The organism is Sphingobacterium sp. BS-2, assembly GCF_046161205.1.
In the GTDB taxonomy this organism is placed as follows: Bacteria; Bacteroidota; Bacteroidia; order Sphingobacteriales; family Sphingobacteriaceae; genus Sphingobacterium; species Sphingobacterium mizutaii.
In genome coordinates this window covers 604,661-622,016 of sequence record NZ_JBIXGO010000019.1, presented here as the reverse complement: position 1 = coordinate 622,016, position 17,356 = coordinate 604,661, and the positions used below count along the sequence as shown (strand labels likewise).

15 protein-coding genes are annotated in these 17,356 nt (G+C 41.2%); 7 read left to right on the top strand and 8 right to left on the bottom strand.

Annotated elements, in window-relative coordinates:
* Position 1 precedes the first annotated feature (1 nt).
* From ACK2WI_RS14595 to mnhG, 6 genes are read left to right on the top strand one after another with little or no spacing between them, the layout of a single operon-like run.
* Complete coding sequence (locus ACK2WI_RS14595; RefSeq protein ID WP_093100507.1) at positions 2-415, top strand: Na+/H+ antiporter subunit B; 414 nt, start codon at positions 2-4, stop codon at positions 413-415.
* A 3-nt stretch (positions 416-418) separates the two neighbouring features.
* Positions 419-775: a Na+/H+ antiporter subunit C gene (locus tag ACK2WI_RS14590; RefSeq protein ID WP_093100509.1), complete on the top strand. Its 357-nt coding sequence runs from the start codon at positions 419-421 to the stop codon at positions 773-775.
* Entirely contained in the window at positions 772-2,289 is a 1,518-nt protein-coding gene (locus ACK2WI_RS14585) for a proton-conducting transporter membrane subunit (RefSeq protein ID WP_093100511.1), read from the top strand. The genes ACK2WI_RS14590 and ACK2WI_RS14585 overlap by 4 nt, the downstream gene beginning before the upstream one ends.
* Positions 2,286-2,762, top strand: a complete 477-nt coding sequence (locus ACK2WI_RS14580; RefSeq protein WP_093100513.1) for a Na+/H+ antiporter subunit E — start codon at positions 2,286-2,288, stop codon at positions 2,760-2,762. Before ACK2WI_RS14585 ends, ACK2WI_RS14580 begins: the two co-directional genes overlap by 4 nt.
* Positions 2,759-3,031, top strand: a complete 273-nt coding sequence (locus ACK2WI_RS14575; protein ID WP_093100515.1) for a monovalent cation/H+ antiporter complex subunit F — start codon at positions 2,759-2,761, stop codon at positions 3,029-3,031. The genes ACK2WI_RS14580 and ACK2WI_RS14575 overlap by 4 nt, the downstream gene beginning before the upstream one ends.
* On the top strand, positions 3,024-3,440 hold the full coding sequence (gene mnhG, locus ACK2WI_RS14570; RefSeq protein ID WP_093100517.1) for a monovalent cation/H(+) antiporter subunit G: 417 nt from the start codon (positions 3,024-3,026) through the stop codon (positions 3,438-3,440). Before ACK2WI_RS14575 ends, mnhG begins: the two co-directional genes overlap by 8 nt.
* Here the strand turns inward: mnhG and ACK2WI_RS14565 are convergent, their stop codons facing one another.
* Positions 3,441-4,505 (bottom strand): lactonase family protein, encoded by a 1,065-nt coding sequence (locus ACK2WI_RS14565; RefSeq protein ID WP_409151453.1) that lies wholly within the window; start codon positions 4,503-4,505, stop codon positions 3,441-3,443.
* 208 nt (positions 4,506-4,713) lie between these two features.
* On the opposite strand from ACK2WI_RS14565, the gene ACK2WI_RS14560 reads away from it, so the two are divergent.
* On the top strand, positions 4,714-6,099 hold the full coding sequence (locus ACK2WI_RS14560) for a peptidylprolyl isomerase (protein WP_409151452.1): 1,386 nt from the start codon (positions 4,714-4,716) through the stop codon (positions 6,097-6,099).
* A 70-nt stretch (positions 6,100-6,169) separates the two neighbouring features.
* Here ACK2WI_RS14560 and ACK2WI_RS14555 read toward each other — a convergent pair whose 3' ends face one another.
* From ACK2WI_RS14555 to ACK2WI_RS14525, 7 genes are all read right to left on the bottom strand, one after another.
* Positions 6,170-7,030, bottom strand: a complete 861-nt coding sequence (locus ACK2WI_RS14555; RefSeq protein WP_409151451.1) for a YybH family protein — start codon at positions 7,028-7,030, stop codon at positions 6,170-6,172.
* A gap of 23 nt (positions 7,031-7,053) precedes the next feature.
* Positions 7,054-8,520, bottom strand: a complete 1,467-nt coding sequence (cysS, locus tag ACK2WI_RS14550) for a cysteine--tRNA ligase (protein WP_313368087.1) — start codon at positions 8,518-8,520, stop codon at positions 7,054-7,056.
* 17 nt (positions 8,521-8,537) lie between these two features.
* A complete protein-coding gene (der, locus tag ACK2WI_RS14545) occupies positions 8,538-9,839 on the bottom strand; it encodes a ribosome biogenesis GTPase Der (protein WP_093100525.1) in 1,302 nt (433 codons plus the stop codon).
* 687 nt (positions 9,840-10,526) lie between these two features.
* Positions 10,527-12,158, bottom strand: coding sequence for a RagB/SusD family nutrient uptake outer membrane protein (locus ACK2WI_RS14540; protein WP_409151450.1), 1,632 nt, complete (start codon positions 12,156-12,158; stop codon positions 10,527-10,529).
* An 11-nt stretch (positions 12,159-12,169) separates the two neighbouring features.
* The gene (locus ACK2WI_RS14535) at positions 12,170-15,205 is read right to left on the bottom strand and encodes a SusC/RagA family TonB-linked outer membrane protein (protein WP_409151449.1); all 3,036 of its coding nucleotides are present in this window, start codon (positions 15,203-15,205) and stop codon (positions 12,170-12,172) included.
* 187 nt (positions 15,206-15,392) lie between these two features.
* The gene (locus ACK2WI_RS14530; protein ID WP_409151448.1) at positions 15,393-16,271 is read right to left on the bottom strand and encodes a DMT family transporter; all 879 of its coding nucleotides are present in this window, start codon (positions 16,269-16,271) and stop codon (positions 15,393-15,395) included.
* 12 nt (positions 16,272-16,283) lie between these two features.
* On the bottom strand, positions 16,284-17,342 hold the full coding sequence (locus tag ACK2WI_RS14525) for an LptF/LptG family permease (protein WP_313514195.1): 1,059 nt from the start codon (positions 17,340-17,342) through the stop codon (positions 16,284-16,286).
* Between the last annotated feature and the right edge of the window lie 14 nt (positions 17,343-17,356).

The window sequence follows — 17,356 nt, the reverse complement described above, 5'->3', positions numbered from 1 at the left end:
CATGCGCAGTATAATATTACAGACAGCTACCAGATACCTGTTACCCATCTTACTATTATTCTCTTTCTTTCTGTTGTTAAGGGGGCATTATTACCCTGGAGGAGGATTTGTTGGGGGCTTAGTAGCTTCCATTGCCTTCGTATTGCACAGCTTTGCAAATGGTACGGAAGCCACCATGAAGATATTGGGAAGGAAACCCTTGTCCCTGATTCCGATAGGATTGGGTATATCGGCGGTTGCCGTGGTGATGCCTACCTTTTTTGGATTGCCACCCATGACTGGTTTGTGGTGGGAGGAAAAGATTCCGGTTATCGGGATGATCGGATCGGCTTTGTTTTTTGACCTAGGGGTTTACCTAGTCGTGATAGGAGTTGTATTAACTATTTTATTCACTATTTCACTGACAAAGGATTAATAGATGGAATTACTGTTAGTACTCGTTTTAGGTTTTTTATATGCTGCCGGGGTTTATTTGATCCTTCGGAGGAGCATGGTCAAGCTCTTGTTGGGGATAATGCTCTTGGGAAATGGAACAAACATTTTGATCTTTCTTTTAGGTTCGATTACCAAAGGGAAGCCTCCGGTGATTGATTCACAGCATAATGTTTTCCAAGATGCCTATGCAGACCCTATTCCGCAAGCCTTGATTTTGACGGCAATTGTCATCAGCTTCGCATTGACAGCCTTTGCCATTGTATTGTTAAAACGTGTTTATGCTTTAGTGGACACAGATGATTTAGATGATTTAAACACGCCGGAAGAAGAAGATATATGATCGACAACCATATTTTAGCCCCTGTATTCATACATCTTTTTACGGCAATCATACAACTGATTGCTTGGCGAAAGACTGTTTCACAGCGTTTTTTAAGCGTTGGTGGTGCGTTTATAGGCTTGCTGATTGCCATTCGTTTATTTGCTAAGGTCTATTCCGAGGGATCCCTGCACATGAATGCCTCCAATTGGGAACCTCCCTTTGGAATCGTGTTTGTAGCGGATATGTTGAGTACCACCATGGTCTTGCTGACCTCCATAGCTGGTTTTGCCGTTTCCATCTTTTCATCCGTTGGATTAAGTAGGCAAAGGATGCTGTATGGCTATTTCCCTATCTTCCATTTCCTTTTGATGGGATTGAATGGGGCCTTTTTGACCGGTGATATCTTTAACCTCTATGTTTGGTTTGAGGTAGTCATTATCTCTTCCTTTGTCTTGATGACCTTGGGCGGTAGAAAAGCGCAACTGGAAGGTGCAGTGAAATACATGGCCATGAATATTTTGGCTTCTACCTTTTTCCTGACAGGAATTGGGATCCTGTATGGTATCACAGGTTCATTGAACATGGCGGACCTTTCCCTAAAAATCAGGGATTTTGATAATAAAGCGCTGGTTGGCATTACATCTATCTTCTTTATATTAGGATTTGGAATCAAATCGGCGGTATTCCCCTTGTACTATTGGTTACCTTCCTCTTACCATACTCCACCCTCTGCCGTTGCGGCGACTTTTGGTGGTTTATTGACTAAATTAGGTATCTACGCTATATTAAGGGTATTCAGCCTAATCTTTATACCAGATGATTTTACCAGAAACCTCTTTATGGTTCTGGCTGTTTTGACAGTATTGACGGGAGCATTTGGCGCATTGATCAAGACCAATATCAGAAGGATGTTTTCTTATCTGATCGTCTGCCATATTGGGTTTATGCTAGGTGGTATAGCCATGTTTACCAAGATCGCCCTAATGGGAACTGTGTTCTACCTGATCCACGACATCATGGTCAAGACCAATATGTTCTTGATTGCGGGCTATATCCGTTTGGTTCGTGGCAGCATGGACATGAAAAAACTGGGTGGCTTATACAAAGATTATCCGTTGATATCGTTGATGATCGCTTTGGTCCTGTTTTCCTTGGTCGGCATACCTCCACTTTCAGGATTTTGGCCAAAGATTTACCTTTTCCAAGAAGCATTTGTGGATAAGCAATACTTCTTTATTGCAGCATTGATCATCGGAAGTTTGGTGACCATGTACGTGATAGCCAAGATGTGGGCAGATGTTTTCTGGAAAGATGTACCGAATGGAGTGGTTGTAGAAGATAAATTCCATGATCAGCCTTTGTTTAAGAAAATACTGTTGGTGGGACCGATCCTGATCCTCTGTTCAGTGACCCTGTACATAGGATTCAATGCGGAGAACATCATCACGGTGGTGGATAGAATTACGAACGAATTGTTGGACACAAGCCCTTACATCCGTACCGTTTTGGGCGATAAAGCTTTTGAACAATGATCAAGTTTTTTTTAATGAACCTGCTCCTGTCTTTTATTTGGGTAGCTCTAACGGGTTCACTGTACTATTCTAACTTTATCTTCGGTTATCTGCTGGGGTTCGGGGTGCTATGGATCATGAACAGGAATGAAACTGATCAGCGTTATTTCTATCGGGTACCTAAGATCATCAGTTTCTTCTTTTTCTTTCTTTTTGAGTTGATCAAAGCGAATGTACAGGTAGCTTATGATGTGATTACACCGAAGTACTTCTTTAAACCGGGCATCGTGCGGTATCCAGTCAATACCACGACCGATTTTGAGATCAATATATTGGCAACTTTCATCTCGCTGACTCCGGGTACACTGATTATTGATATCAGCGATGACAAGAAAGCGATTTACATCCATGTGATGTACCTCAAGGACGAGGAACAATTTATCAGGACATTAAAAACAGGGGTTGAACGGAAATTATTGGAGATATTACGATGAGTTTAGAAACCTACTTTGATTTTGTCATATTACCAATCTTGACCATTTCGGTGCTATTGGTGTTTATCCGTTTGTTCAAAGGACCATCCGTTGTGGATAGGGTTATGGCCTTGGACCTCATCATTACCATTGGTATTGGGATCATTACGGTGTACAGTATCCGACAAGAACAGGAAGTCTTGCTGGATGTAGCCATTATCTTGGCGCTGATCGCCTTCCTAGGTACCATTGCATTCTCTTACTATATAGAAAAACAACAAGATGATTGATATTATTCTCGCTATACTGAGCACGGTAGGTGCGCTGTCTATCCTCTTTGCCTCCATTGGGGTATTGAGGATGCCGGATTTCTATCTGCGCCTTTCTGTTACGGTTAAGGCCTCTACGCTAGGGGTTGGTTTATTATTGATCTGTGCGGCCATCATGTTCCCGGAAGATGTCTCAGTGACCACTAAATCCATTGCTATCATCTTCTTTTTACTGCTGACTGCGCCTATTGCAGCGCACATGATCGGGAAGGCGGCCTATTTCATTGGCATTCCGCTGTGGAAAGGAACCGTCATAGATGAGCTGAAAGGGATGTACAATAAGGAAACCCACTGTTTGGAAAGTGACCCTAAAAAAGCAGATCAGAATGCGCCAGATAACATAGCGCATACCGATGATGCCACAGATTAATTAAAAAAGGATACAAACGGGTTTGGAAGCCTTAATCCTTTTTCCGGAGTCTGTTAATTTACCCGATTTTTTATCTCTATTGAAAACGACAATTTCGTCGGTCAGCTGGTTGCCAACCAAGACAAAACGCTCATCTGGACTGAAATTGAAGTTGCGAGGTCCTTTCCCCTGTACTGAATTCACTTCTTTTCTTCTGAGTTTTCCATTCTTGCTAACCGAAAAGGTCGTAATGGTATTGGCATCAATCCTATCGGTAGCATACAGGAATTTAGCATCCGAGGATATCTTGACATCCGCTGCACCACTTTTACCTTCGAACTCAGGCTTACGGATAGAAATAATTTGATAGGAATCCCAAACTCCATCCTTCTTTTTGAAAACCTCAATATCACCGGTCATTTCCATCAGGGAATACAGGACTTTGCCATTGGGATGAAAAGCGATATGCCTCGGTCCCCCGCCCAGATTGACATTAAGTTTCCCTTTTTCAACAAATTGGAATTTGCCGTTCTCGGCTTTCTGTATATCGAGGATATAAATCTTATCGCCACCTAAATCGGATACATACAATAGATTATCGGGACCAAAAAAAGCAGAATGGATATGGGAGGCCTCTTGACGTGCTTTATCTACACTTTTCCCTTTATACAGTTTGGTATCGTCCTTGGATAGGATCTCTCCTTTTGGAGAAAGCTGAAATAGATCCAGTGCACCACCCAAATAATTGGAAACTACGGCATATTGGCCATCTTTAGCAATGACCACATGGCAGGGTGCTGAACCTCCGGTTGCTAATTTGTTCTGGAAAGTCAAGCCATCCTTCCCAAGAGAAAAGGAAGAAAGGGATTGGCTACCATCGGTCATTTCATTGGCTGCCAAAAGGAAATTTCCAGTCCTATCTAAAAATGAGGGGTTGGCTGTACTGGTTTCCTGAACTAAAGTTGCATCTCCTGTTTTTGTGTTAAAAATGAATTCGTAAATGCCCTTGCTCCCATTCGGAGAAGTATAGGTACCGACATAAAGTGGGATCTGGGTATCCTGAGCCTGGGTTAATGTGACATTCATGAATAGGAAGAGTAAAAATAGCAGTCGTGCGTTCATCTGTTAAATATGGTTAAATCGCCTTAAGTTTAAAGCCGTTTAAGTATTTTAGCCCGAATATCTTAGCTTAGGCTAGGTGTTATTACAATTATTACTATATAAAAGTAGAAAAAAGGCATAATATTTAATAATTTTGCGATTGAACTTTAGATTTACTGTGACAACAGACAGCATGAAAAACTTTTCAAGTTTCCTTATATTACTTTTATTAGCTTGTACATTTCAGGCTAATGCACAAGAAAAACTGATTGACCGCGTGGTGGCGACTGTGGGATCCGGAATTATTTTGCAATCAGATGTTGACATGCAATATTCTCAGTACCTAGCCAACGGTGGAACACCAAGTGATGATTTCAAATGTACCGCCCTTCAACAATTAATATTGAGTAAAATTTTAGCTCAACAAGCCGAAATCGATTCCATCGAAGTATCAGAATCCGAAATCGACGATGAGTTGAATGGTCGTATCCGCGAAATGACCTATAGAGCAAAAGGAAAAGAACGTTTAGAGGCATTCTTAAAACGCTCCTTATTGCAATACAAGGAAGAAATGCGACCTACTGTTACGGAACAGATGAAAGCTAAAAAGTTCCAAAACACCATTGTAAGTAAAGTTTCTGTAACGCCTCAAGAAGTTAAGAAATATTTTGAAGGCTTAGATCAAGATAGTCTTCCGGCATTCAATACGGAGGTTGAGATTGGAGAAATCGTCATTTATCCGGAATTGACCAAAGAAGAGAAGAATGTATTTAGGGAAAAAGCTGAGGGATACCGCAAGCAAATCATGGACGGAACAGATTTCGGTACAGTTGCTCGTTTCTATTCAGAAGACCCAGGATCGGCCGTGCAAGGTGGTGAGTTAGGTTTCGCTCCGCGTGAAAACTACGTAAAAGAGTTTTCGGCAATGGCTTTTAGATTGAAAGAAGGTGAGATTTCGCCTGTCTTTGAAACAGAATATGGATTCCACTTCCTACAGGTTTTAGAGCGTCGTGGTGAGGAGGTGAATGCAAGGCATATCCTAGTGACCACCAAACCGACTACGGCGAGTATGGATAGGATAAAAGGTAAAATTGACTCGATCTATACAAATGTAAAGGATGGCAAACTACCTTTCAGTACCGCAGCAACGAGATATTCGGATAATAAAGAGACTAAATTCAATGGTGGTATGGTGGTAAACCAACAATCAGCATCCCGTTCTACCTTGATTCCCGTGGATATGTTGGAAAAAGAGGTGTTCTTGGCCATCGATACCTTAACGGAAGGTCAAATCTCTAAACCATTCCCATTCCAAGATCCTAGAACAGGTAAGTCTGGATATAAGTTCACTTACTTGAAAACCAGGATTCCGCCGCACAAGGCAAGCTTAGAGCAGGATTTTGCAAAGATTCAAGAAGCTGCACAAGAGGATAAAACCCGCAGGGCATTGAGTGAATGGTTTGAGAAGAAGACGAAGAATACCTTCGTTCATGTGAACAGCGAGTTTGCTACTTGTGAGGAATTGCAGATGTGGAACACGCCAGCAAATGAAAACCTGGCTTCCTCTAAAGAAGATTAAAAAAGAAATAAACGATAAAAGAAAACCCCGATCAAATGATCGGGGTTTTCTTTTATATAATTCTGTCCTGTTATCTTTCGAACATCATTTCTAAGATCACTTTCCATTGGAACTCTCCAGTTAATTGCCAAATACGGATATAACTGAATTTAACGACCTTGTCTTTTAATCCAACGGTAGCTGTGCCGGAAGTGTAAGCGAATTCACCGCTATAAGCACGGCCTACCTCTGTAGGATCTGTATCGATCTCAATTCTTTCTTTCTTCAGGAATGCCAACACATTGTCCCTTCCTTCGATTTCATTCTGCCAAGGGAAGTAGAAACGGGCATCATCAGCCAAGAACTCTTTATAGCCTGTTTTGGTATCTGCCTTTAGAATGGTAGAGAAGAGCTCGTCTGTTTGAAGAACGACTTCCTCACGCTGTTCAAGGCGTTTTACGGAGCGATGTTTTAAGTATGCCTTATCATCGGGTTCGTAGTATTCCAAAGGGCTGGCCTTCTTCTTACCGTAGTTTTCCACTTCGGCACGTAGATGAGCTCTCCAGTTTCCTTTTCTATCGCGGTGCCAAACTGTAAGGTACTGTCCGAAACGCTTAATAGAACCCATCTTTTGGAATTCAATAGGTCCTGAAGTTACTCCCCAGTCTAAACTCCTTGATACGAGGACAAAGTTGGGGTTCCAAGAAAGACGATCTGGAAGATTGGGTCTGTTATCTAAATAGTTAGCTGCATTGACTGGTGAAGGCACAAGGAAAGTAGATTCCTTGTCAATGATATATTTAAGTCCGGTATAAGGACTTTCCGTTTTTGAAAGATTCGCTGCTGTTCTATCAACCGAAAGAAGCCCCCCTACCTTTTCAGGTAGTTGGGCAAAACTCGAAAAAGAAATTAGCGTTACGGCTAAAAGAGTTAAGCCTTTTTTATTAATCATTACTGTAAAATTTACCTTACTAATCAAATCTTATTCCAAAGTGTTCCATCCTTACTATCTTTCAGTTGGATACCTACGGAATTCAATTGTTCGCGGATACGATCTGAGGTCACGAAATCCTTGTTTTTCTTAGCTTCATTGCGCATATTGATGATGATCTGCATCAAATCATCCATATTGTCACCTTCGCCGATCTGATCATCTTTAAGCCCTAGGATGTCGAATACAAATTCTTGCATATAGGTCTTCAATTCATTCAGGTCTGCTTCGGTAATCGTCAGTTTACCATCGTAGATCGAATTGATGATACGAACTACTTCAAATAACTCAGCGATTAGAACCGGGCTGTTGAAATCATCATCCATGGCAGCATAGCTGCGTTTCTTGATTTCAGCTAAGTCACCGAAATTAGAAGATTTTGAAGGCACAACTTTTTCCAATAGGCCAATGGCAGCCATTAGACGTTTATATCCTTTGTCTGCAGCATCCAAAGCATCATTGGAGAAATCCAATGTACTTCTGTAATGGGCCTGCAGCATAAAGAAACGTACCGCCATAGGCGAATAGCCCCTATTCAATAGCGGATGGTTACCAGTGAAAAGTTCTCCCGGTAGGAAACCATTACCTGCTGATTTGGACATACGGGTTCCATTCACGGTCAGCATATTGGTATGCATCCAATATTTTGCCGGTGTGGTATGGTTACATGCTTCAGATTGCGCAATCTCGTTGGTATGGTGGGTTGCTGCCAAGTCCATTCCACCACCGTGGATATCGAATTGATCCCCCAAATACTTCCTGCTCATCGCTGAACATTCGATATGCCATCCCGGGAATCCTACTCCCCAAGGAGAAGGCCAGCGCATGATATGCTCAGGTTTAGCCTTGATCCATAAGGCGAAATCAAGTCTGCCGCGCTTTTCATCCTGACCACCCAATTCGCGGGTGTTGTTCAATAGATCTTCTAGGTTTCTATTGGTCAAGATGGTGTAGTTATATTCTTTGACGTATTTCTCTACGTCGAAATAGACCGTACCATTCACCTCGTAGGCAAAACCGTTCTTAATGATCTCTTGTACCATTTCGATCTGCTCGGAAATATGTCCGGTAGCCGTTGGTTCTATGCTTGGAGGAAGGGTATTGAATAGACGCAGTACATCATGGAATCCAATGGTATATTTCTGTACGATCTCCATGGGTTCCAATTGTTCCAGCTTCGCTTTTTTCGCAAATTTATCATCCCCCTCATCATTGTCTCCCTCTAAGTGCCCAGCATCTGTGATATTACGCACATAACGTACTTTATATCCCAGGTGCAACAAGTAGCGGAAAATCAAGTCAAAGGAAACAAAAGTCCTACAGTTCCCTAAATGCACATCACTGTACACAGTGGGTCCACAAACATACATCCCAACAAGGTTAGGATGGATGGGTACAAACTTCTCTTTCTTACGGGTAAGGGTATTGTATAATACTAAATTATGCTCCATACGACAGTTGAAACTAATTATTTTTGTCTAAAGAATATCTGGATTGGCACTCCTGAAAAGTCAAAGTTCTCACGTAATTTGTTTTCGATGAAACGCTTGTACGGATCTTTGATATATTGAGGCAGATTACAGAAGAAAGCAAACATTGGCGATCTACCTGGTAATTGCGTCACGTATTTAATCTTGATGAATTTACCCTTCGTTGCTGGAGGTGGATATCTCTCGATAATTTCCAACATCACATCATTCAACTTGGAAGTAGGGATCTTTTTGGTTTTATTGTTATAAACCTCCATCGCCGTTTCCACGGTCTTGAAGATACGTTGTTTCTCTGTTACAGAAGTAAATAGGATTGGAACATCAGTGAACGGAGCAATCTTGTTCTTAATAGCTTGCTCGAATTCTTTGGCTGTTTTATGGTCTTTTTCAATGGTATCCCATTTGTTTACCAGAATAACGATTCCTTTTTTGTTCTTCTCAGCCAAGTGGAAGATATTGATATCCTGTGCTTCAATGCCATCTTTGGCATCAATCATCAAGATGACAACATCAGAATCCTCTAAGGCCTTGATGGTACGCATTACCGAGTAGAATTCGATATCCTCATTGACTTTGGATTTTCTTCTCAAGCCTGCAGTATCAACCATCAGGAACTCATGGCCAAATTGATTGTAATGAATACGGATGGAATCACGGGTGGTACCTGCAATTGGGGTAACTATATTTCTCTCTTTCCCTAATAGGGCATTCGTTAATGATGATTTACCAACGTTAGGACGTCCTACAATGGTAAACTTTGGCAATTCGGTATCATCTTCCTCTTCGTTCTCAAAATTAGAGACAACTTGGTCAAGAAGCTCTCCAGTTCCAGAACCAGTCATGGAAGAGATATTGAAGATCTCGCCAAGACCAAAGGAATAAAACTCAGCTGAATCATGGGTTTGTTTGGCGCTATCCACTTTATTGGCAACGACATAAACTGGTTTTTTGCTGCGACGCAACATGTTTGCAATCTCATCATCCAAATCGGTTACTCCTGTAGTGACATCCACCACAAATAAAATAACGGATGCCTCATCGATGGCAATCAAAACTTGCTCACGGATGGCTGCTTCAAAAACATCATCTGAACCATGTACAAAACCACCAGTGTCGATCACGGTGAATTTCTTTCCGATCCATTCCGCTTGTCCATAGTGTCTGTCACGGGTAACCCCGCTGTAATCATCGACAATAGCCTTTCTGCTCTCGGTCAAACGGTTATATAAGGTTGATTTACCAACATTGGGTCTCCCTACAATTGCTACGATATTTGCCATATTTCTTTCTATTCGTTACCTCACGGCAACGTTTTCAGGTATCTTGTAAAGGTACAAAGTTACGGATAAATCGCACATCTTGCGTGAGAAATCAGAAAATGACAGCTTTATGGGCAAATTATGGACTTCGGTCTTTTCGAATCGGCTGCTCCTTGATTTCTTTTATCACTTTTGAGGGAAAATATTTCCAAAAAAAATAGGCCGTCCCGGAAAGGGATGGCCTAAAATTAGTTTTGAAAATTAACAGTTAGAAATGTTATTAAGAATCTTTGTGTAATTTCCACTAAGTCTTACTACTTAGATTATATTCTCTACAAAGACATCTGACTTCGTCAAATTATGCTGAAAGATAGAAAATTTATTCCTAAAACTTAAATAATTCCAGGAGGAAATTTTAACTTGATTAATTAGATAAAACTCTTTAAACAGTTGATTCATAGAGTTTTTTAACACATTCGAAATCTTAGTAACTGATGATTGCAAGCAAATTGTTACACTGTTCATTTTAAGCAAGAAAACAATCTTTGAAAGCAAAAGCAACTCGAGAGGCCAGACCGATATAAATATCATAATTCTCTAAAGTTTTTTTTAGTATGACAAATAAAGTCTCAAAACTTTAATCATTCTAGTGGCAAAACAGGAAGAGCTGCCTAAAATAGGCAGCTCTTCTGATAGCTGTTCTGAGTTCTATGGATTCTGTTTCAAGACCCCATTCGATAGCACAATCTGTTGCTCTGGAATAAATTCGATAGCTTGATTGCTCTTGGAGTCGATGGTCAAAATAGGACTAGTTCCCGAGGTGTGGGTTCCTGGATATTTCCTGTCCATTAGTTTGCCATTTCTGAATACATCAAACTTTCTGTGTCCTTCCCAAGCAAGCTCCAATTTTCTTTCCTCAAGAACGACATCTAAAGCGGTCTTTCCATTTAAATTGGCAGCTGTCCAAAGTCCTGCTGTAGGAATCCCCGCTCTTTGTCTGATCATGTTCACATCCTTCAATGCTGAAGTAATATCTCCTACCTTAGCACTTGCTTCTGCACGGATTAGATACACTTCGGCTAACCTTGAAATAATCGGTGACCATAAATGCGCTTGCCCTTCTTGGCCAGAACATTTCATTACATAGTATTTCAAATAGCCATTACGGTTCGCTAACTTTCTATCGATCAATACCGTTCTCTTCTTGCCTGCGATTTGTATGTAATATTGGTAAGCACCTGCTCCATTTGACTCTTTGATCAAGTTCTTTTTAGCTCCAGCTTCAGTATAGGAATAATCTGTACCCGCTTGAGTCACTTGCACGCTCGCATATTTATAATCATCCGTTACATAATACGCATGCAGTTCGTTTGCCTTTTCAACCACTGGCTGGATCATCCTATAGCGCACATCTTCTGGATATTTTCTGACTTCCTCCAAATAGCTCCTGGAAGCATACATTTCACCCCATCCTGAACCTTGGATATTGGCATACATGGAACCAATCGTACTCCAACCATCATCTGGATAGTCAATATCCTTCACGAATTTGATAGCGAATATATTCTCTCTATTTTCCTCTGGGGTAGAAACGGTTAGTTTATTGTAATCAGATCCCGCCAACAAAGAAAACTTACCCGATTCAATGACCTTATTGGCATATTGGATAGCCTTTTGGTTATCTCCTTTGAAAAGGTAAACCCTAGCCAACAAGGCCTGAGCGGCATATACATTACCATACACATTGCTCTTGTAGGTATTGAACATACCTTCAGCCTTCAATAGATCTTTTTCCAATTGATCATAGACTTCCTTCACGGTATTACGAGGAAGGATTTCGAATGGATCATCAGATAATTTAATTGGAACGGCCAAGGACTGAGGATCTTGCGTATATGGTTTTCCAAATACATTTGCCAAATAAAAGTACATCAAGCTTCTCAGGTATAGATTCTCCGCGATCATTTGATCAACTTCGTCACTTTCACCCTCTTTCAGTTTCTGCAGCAATAAATTGGTTCCTGCAATTACGCGGTAAGAGTTTTCCCAATAGCTATTTACCCTTGCGTTATTGACTACTCTTTTGTAGTTATAATTATAGAACAGGTTATCGGTAGTCGTTCCACTCAAGGACACATTATCCCCCGGATATTCTGTTACTCGGTGCCAGTTTTCGACCCAACCTTTTAGGGTATGGTAATTCCCTAAATGTAAAGCTTGGATAGCACCTTCAGTGTTTTCGATCGATTCATTGGTCATTGAATCATAAGGCTCCTTATCCAAAGAACAAGATGTCATCAACAGACCAACGACCCCACTTAATATGAATAATTTCTTCATCTTTCTTTCTTTTAAAATGTTAGGTTAAGCCCAAAAATCAAACGCTTCGGTGCAGGATATTGCGAGGTAGCATCACCACCTGCGGCTTTATCTGCCGAATTATCATTACCTAAGATGGCAGCCTCTGGATCCAGACCTGAGAATTTGGTCGAAGTCCATAGGTTATCTCCTGATAGATAAACGTTCAATCCTTTTAATTTCAATTTGCTCACTAGGTTCTCCGAGAAGGTATAGCCTAAAGTCACGTTCCTCAATCTCAAGAAGTTCGTGCTCTCCAAGTACCTGGAAGAGGTTTTGTTTGAAAGACTGGTATTGTTGTATTCCGCCCTTGGATGCGTAGCATTTGGGTTATCTGCCGACCATCTTGACCAGCCATCCATCAAGATCATTTGATTATAAGAGGCATAAGCACCATCTGAATCAAACAATTCTCTTGCAGCATTATAGGTTACACCGCCATTTTGATAAGCAAAACTAGCATTCAAATTAAACCCTTTGTAGTTTATGGCAGAATTAAAACCACCTTGGAATTTAGGCGTTGCTGCTCCAACAAACTGCAAAGCTGCATCGTTATAATTTGAAGTGGTCGAAACCTCTCCGGTTTCTTCGTCAATGGTTTCCCAAAGTGGATCCCCGTTTTCAGGGTTCACACCCGCCCATTTACGCATGTACCAAGAGTCAACATCATGACCTTCGGAGAAACGCATATTTCCTTTAGGAATATCCTGACCATCTTTCAAGGAGGTAATTTTATTATTGTTATGGGCGATATTCACACCTAAATCCCATTGGAATGGGTTTTCAGGACTGAACACCGAACCACTCAAGGCAACTTCCACCCCACGGTTCCTCAATCCACCGATATTCAACCAATACCCATCCCATCCAGCAGTTGAAGGGAACTCCACATAGTAAAGCAATCCGCTGGTGTTCTTATTATATAAATCTACTGAAAGGTTCAATCTATTGAACATTCCCAATTCTAGACCTAGATTGGCATCATAAGATTTCTCCCAGCTCACATTAGCATTCTGGAAGTTCTTCTGGATCGCTGCAGGTTCGCCATTGTATTGCGCATTTAACCCATAGGTCGCAAATGAAGAATAATAATCGATCGGCACGTTTCCAACTCCACCATAAGACGCTTTCAAACGCAATAAATTGATGGCAGGAACATTAAAAAACGCTTCATTGTTGATATTCCAGGCACCACTTACGGAATAGAATGCACCATATTGCTGGTTCTGTCCAAACCTTGAGGATCCATCCACACGGAAGGACGCCATCAAGTTATAACGGTTATCATAGCCGTAGGTACCCTGCAAGATCCCGGATTGGAAAGAATAATCATTTTTCGTACCACCAAAATCAAGAACGCTGGCTGCATTTCCTAGGATCTGAGACCCTGGGGCAATACCTTTACCTTTGGCATTTAAACTAGAATACACATAATCCGAGTATTCGTAGGCCGCAAAACCAGATACGGAATGCTTGCCAAATGTTTCATTGTACTTCAACATCTGGTTAAAGAACCTGGTAATACGTTTATCTGAAAATTGATAGATTGTTCCTTTATCATTTCGACCAGCATTCGAGTTAGGGTCTGCATAACTCATGGTGGTCTGATTATAATAGGTCAGGTTATTCATGGATTCGAAGGTGAATCGATCAGAAATCCTATACGAGAAATCAAAATTACCCTGCATGTCAAAGGTCTGTCCCTTACCATAGTTATATTGCAAGTCATACAAGTAGTTTGTATGGTCACGTCCTAACCAAAGCACATTAGCATCAGCATCTTGCGGGTTTTTGATAGTTCCATCTGCATTATATGGATTATCCCAAGGCAGATAAAACATCATATTATATAATGAATGTTGTTTATCAAGGTAGGTCGTGTAAGCTGCATTCAATTTCGGCTTGAATGTCAATCGATCCGTCAATTTATGCTCAACATTGAAACGGCCGGTCATTCTTTCGAAATCATAACCTTTCAAGGATCCTTTTTCACCATAGTAATTGGCACTTGCGAAAACAGAGGTCTTTTCAGTTTTACCCATGTAATTTGCAGAGAAATCATTTACTGGAGCCGTTTGGGTACCGTTCTTGATCCAATTATAATCGTTGTTCAAAACATCATTGGTTACATTCGGATCAATATCCTTCTGGTTAGGGAAAGTTTGGTAGTAATCCCACAGCTCTTGAGAATTCATTAGCTCAAAGTTCCCAAAGTTGAATTTGCTCACACCGGATGAAAGGTTGACCGAAAAGGTACCTTCACCTTCGCGCAAAGCTCTTTTCGTGGTCACCACGATAACCCCATTGGTACCTCTGGAACCATATTGCGTGGTCGCTGCAGCATCTTTCAAAACCGAAATGGTCTCAATATCATTGGGGTTGATATTCGCAACACCGTGAGTGATTACCCCGTCAACTACCCATAAAGGATTAGTACCAGAAGAAAGGGAACTCCTACCCCTGATCTTCACATTCGCCTGTTGTCCAGGTCTACCTGTACCCACTACATCAACACCAGCTACTTTACCTTGCAAAAGGTTGGATACATTCGGCGATTTGCTGTCCTTCAGTTTCTTTTGATCCAAAGAAACGATAGAAGCACTGATTTCACCCTTTTTCTGGGTAGAGTAACCTGTAACCACCACCTCATCAATATTCTCCTCACTCGCACTTAGCTCCACATTCAGGGTAGCACCCGTAACCGCCACTTCTTTTTTCTCATGACCCAAGGCAGAAAACACTAAGGTCTGACCAATCTCGGCCGTGATACTAAATTCTCCTTCGGCAGTGGTAGAGGTCGATCTGCTCGGATCTTCCTTTACGGATACTGTAACTCCTGGCAAAACAACCCCACCTGAAGTCACCTTCCCTTTGACTTCTTGTTGAAATGCATGGATTTCCTTTTTATCCTTACTCAGATCATGGGCAGCCGCATATCCACTAGTTAGACTTAAACCTAAAATAATGGCTCCTGCAACTAATTGAGATCTTTTCAATGGAAAAAATGGACTTGAAAATCTCTTTATCATAATTAATCTATTAAATAAAATTTAGTAATAAGCCGTAGGCACTATCACAACTTAGATGCAGGAAGGTAAAAGTTTATTGAAAAGATTAAAGGAATAACCCATAACGAAAACGATTGCGCAAATTCATGCAAACGTGTGCATAAGCAACCAAATGTAACTTTATTGTAAAGCTTAAATCAACAGTGGATTAAATCTTGATTTTTGTCTTCAGATAAGGATAGACAAATACAGCGGCCAAGACTATAACAGCCCCGAAATAGAATCCCGTACTCATCGCTTCTTTTTGCCCAAATATGAGCAAGGCTAAGATAATACCATAAACCGGTTCCATGTTTGTCGTCAATGCAACTGTAAATGCAGATAGCTCTCGCATTACAGCTACACCAAGCACATAGGCTATTGCCGTACAGACAACACCCAATAGCAGGAGATATAACAAATCAGATTGACTGAGGACCATCTGTTCATCAAAATCCCCGGTAAAAAACATCACGAAAGAAACGCCAATCCAAGCACCGACCATCTCGTACAAGGTAATCGTTGTCGGGCTACCCTTCTTGACCATTCTAGCATTCAATATGGAAAAAATACTAGCGCAGAAAGCACAGGACAAGCCATAAACAATCCCCCAGAAGTATTTGAATTCAAATTTAAAGATCAGGTAGATCCCGAGGATAATCACCAGACCAACAATCACATCCGCTATGGAAATCCGTTTTCGGTTAATAATGGGTTCCAAAATAGCAGTAAACAAGGTCACAGAAGAAAGGGTAACCAAAGTAACCGATACGGTTGAGACCTTGATGGCATGGAAAAATAACACCCAATGCAAACCCACGATCATTCCCACGCCTAAATACTGCAAGAGCTGATCTTTAGGAACCAACAGGGTCCTCTTGGTAAAAATATAATACAGCACCAAGGAAACCGCAGCAATCAACACCCGATACCATACCAAATGCAGGGCCGAGACGGTAATCAATTCGCCCAGAACACCTGTAAAACCCCAAATTAATACGGTAAAGTGCAATATCAGTGTATTGCGGTTAATGGTTAACTGTGACATGGTTTGTGATGCTTATTTAGGAGCCTTCTTCAACAGATAAAAACTCAATATCAAGAAAATGACATTGGGGATCAATACCGAGATCAGAGGATCCAGCCCTCCTTTGATGGAGAACATACTTGAAAATCGTTCAAGCACGATATATATACAGCTCAAGCCGATTCCTAAACCTAAACTCAAGCCAATACCACCACGGACTTTCTTCGACGAAAGGGAAACCCCAATCAAGGTCAAGATAAATGCCGAAAATGGATTAATTATTCTCTTATACTTTTCGAGCAGCAATTCGTTCATCATCCCGGTTCCTCGAACTTCCTCCTTGCTGATACGCTCATTCAATTCATGCTGGTCCATCGTGGTAAACACATCCTCATAAGATTCAAAATCCTGCGGACGCATATCCAAGGTCGTGTCCTTTTTCTCTCCGCTCAGCATCTCTTCCTTCAACCCTTTGATTTCCCTCGTGGTATAGGTATGCAAGCTCCACTTCCCAGCTACCGAATCCCAAGTCACACGTTCTGCCATCAACTTCTCCAGCATCTTGTCCCCATCAAACTTCTCCAAACTAAAGTTATAGCCCACTTTGGATTTCGTATCAAAGGAACCCATATACACATAGGTATTCGAATCCACCTGCATGTGGATGGAAGAAGAAGTGGTACTGACCTTGTTCGGCTTCACATAGACGTTTTCAAAATTCACCTTTACCTTATTGGTGAAAGGAATAATGTAAACATTGGACAGCAAAGTCATCCCAAATATCAAGGCCGCACAGATCATATATGGCCTCAGCAACCTATTAAAGCTCATCCCACCACTTAGGATCGGCACGATCTCTGTTTGATCGGCCATCTTAGAGGTAAAGAAGATTACGGCAATAAAGTTGAACAGCGGGGTAAGCATATTGATAAAGAAAGGCAAGCTCCCCAAAGCATAGTATTCAAAGAATACCTGCGTCATGGTGGCCCCATATTTATTGAAATCATCAATCTTCTCCGAAATATCAAATATCACAATCACGACACAGAAGATCGCCACTGTGAAAACAAAAGTAGACAAGTACTTTTTCATGATATATCGATCGA

Excerpts from the sequence above, each read along its gene's own strand:
- ACK2WI_RS14595 (WP_093100507.1), top strand. The coding sequence starts at position 2 with ATGCGCAGTATAATATTACAGACAGCTACCAGATACCTGTTACCCATC.
- ACK2WI_RS14590 (WP_093100509.1), top strand. The coding sequence starts at position 419 with ATGGAATTACTGTTAGTACTCGTTTTAGGTTTTTTATATGCTGCCGGG.
- ACK2WI_RS14585 (WP_093100511.1), top strand. The coding sequence starts at position 772 with ATGATCGACAACCATATTTTAGCCCCTGTATTCATACATCTTTTTACG.
- ACK2WI_RS14580 (WP_093100513.1), top strand. The coding sequence starts at position 2,286 with ATGATCAAGTTTTTTTTAATGAACCTGCTCCTGTCTTTTATTTGGGTA.
- ACK2WI_RS14575 (WP_093100515.1), top strand. The coding sequence starts at position 2,759 with ATGAGTTTAGAAACCTACTTTGATTTTGTCATATTACCAATCTTGACC.
- mnhG (WP_093100517.1), top strand. The coding sequence starts at position 3,024 with ATGATTGATATTATTCTCGCTATACTGAGCACGGTAGGTGCGCTGTCT.
- ACK2WI_RS14565 (WP_409151453.1), bottom strand. The coding sequence starts at position 4,505 with ATGAATGTCACATTAACCCAGGCTCAGGATACCCAGATCCCACTTTAT.
- ACK2WI_RS14560 (WP_409151452.1), top strand. The coding sequence starts at position 4,714 with ATGAAAAACTTTTCAAGTTTCCTTATATTACTTTTATTAGCTTGTACA.
- ACK2WI_RS14555 (WP_409151451.1), bottom strand. The coding sequence starts at position 7,030 with ATGATTAATAAAAAAGGCTTAACTCTTTTAGCCGTAACGCTAATTTCT.
- cysS (WP_313368087.1), bottom strand. The coding sequence starts at position 8,520 with ATGGAGCATAATTTAGTATTATACAATACCCTTACCCGTAAGAAAGAG.
- der (WP_093100525.1), bottom strand. The coding sequence starts at position 9,839 with ATGGCAAATATCGTAGCAATTGTAGGGAGACCCAATGTTGGTAAATCA.
- ACK2WI_RS14540 (WP_409151450.1), bottom strand. The coding sequence starts at position 12,158 with ATGAAGAAATTATTCATATTAAGTGGGGTCGTTGGTCTGTTGATGACA.
- ACK2WI_RS14535 (WP_409151449.1), bottom strand. The coding sequence starts at position 15,205 with ATGATAAAGAGATTTTCAAGTCCATTTTTTCCATTGAAAAGATCTCAA.
- ACK2WI_RS14530 (WP_409151448.1), bottom strand. The coding sequence starts at position 16,271 with ATGTCACAGTTAACCATTAACCGCAATACACTGATATTGCACTTTACC.
- ACK2WI_RS14525 (WP_313514195.1), bottom strand. The coding sequence starts at position 17,342 with ATGAAAAAGTACTTGTCTACTTTTGTTTTCACAGTGGCGATCTTCTGT.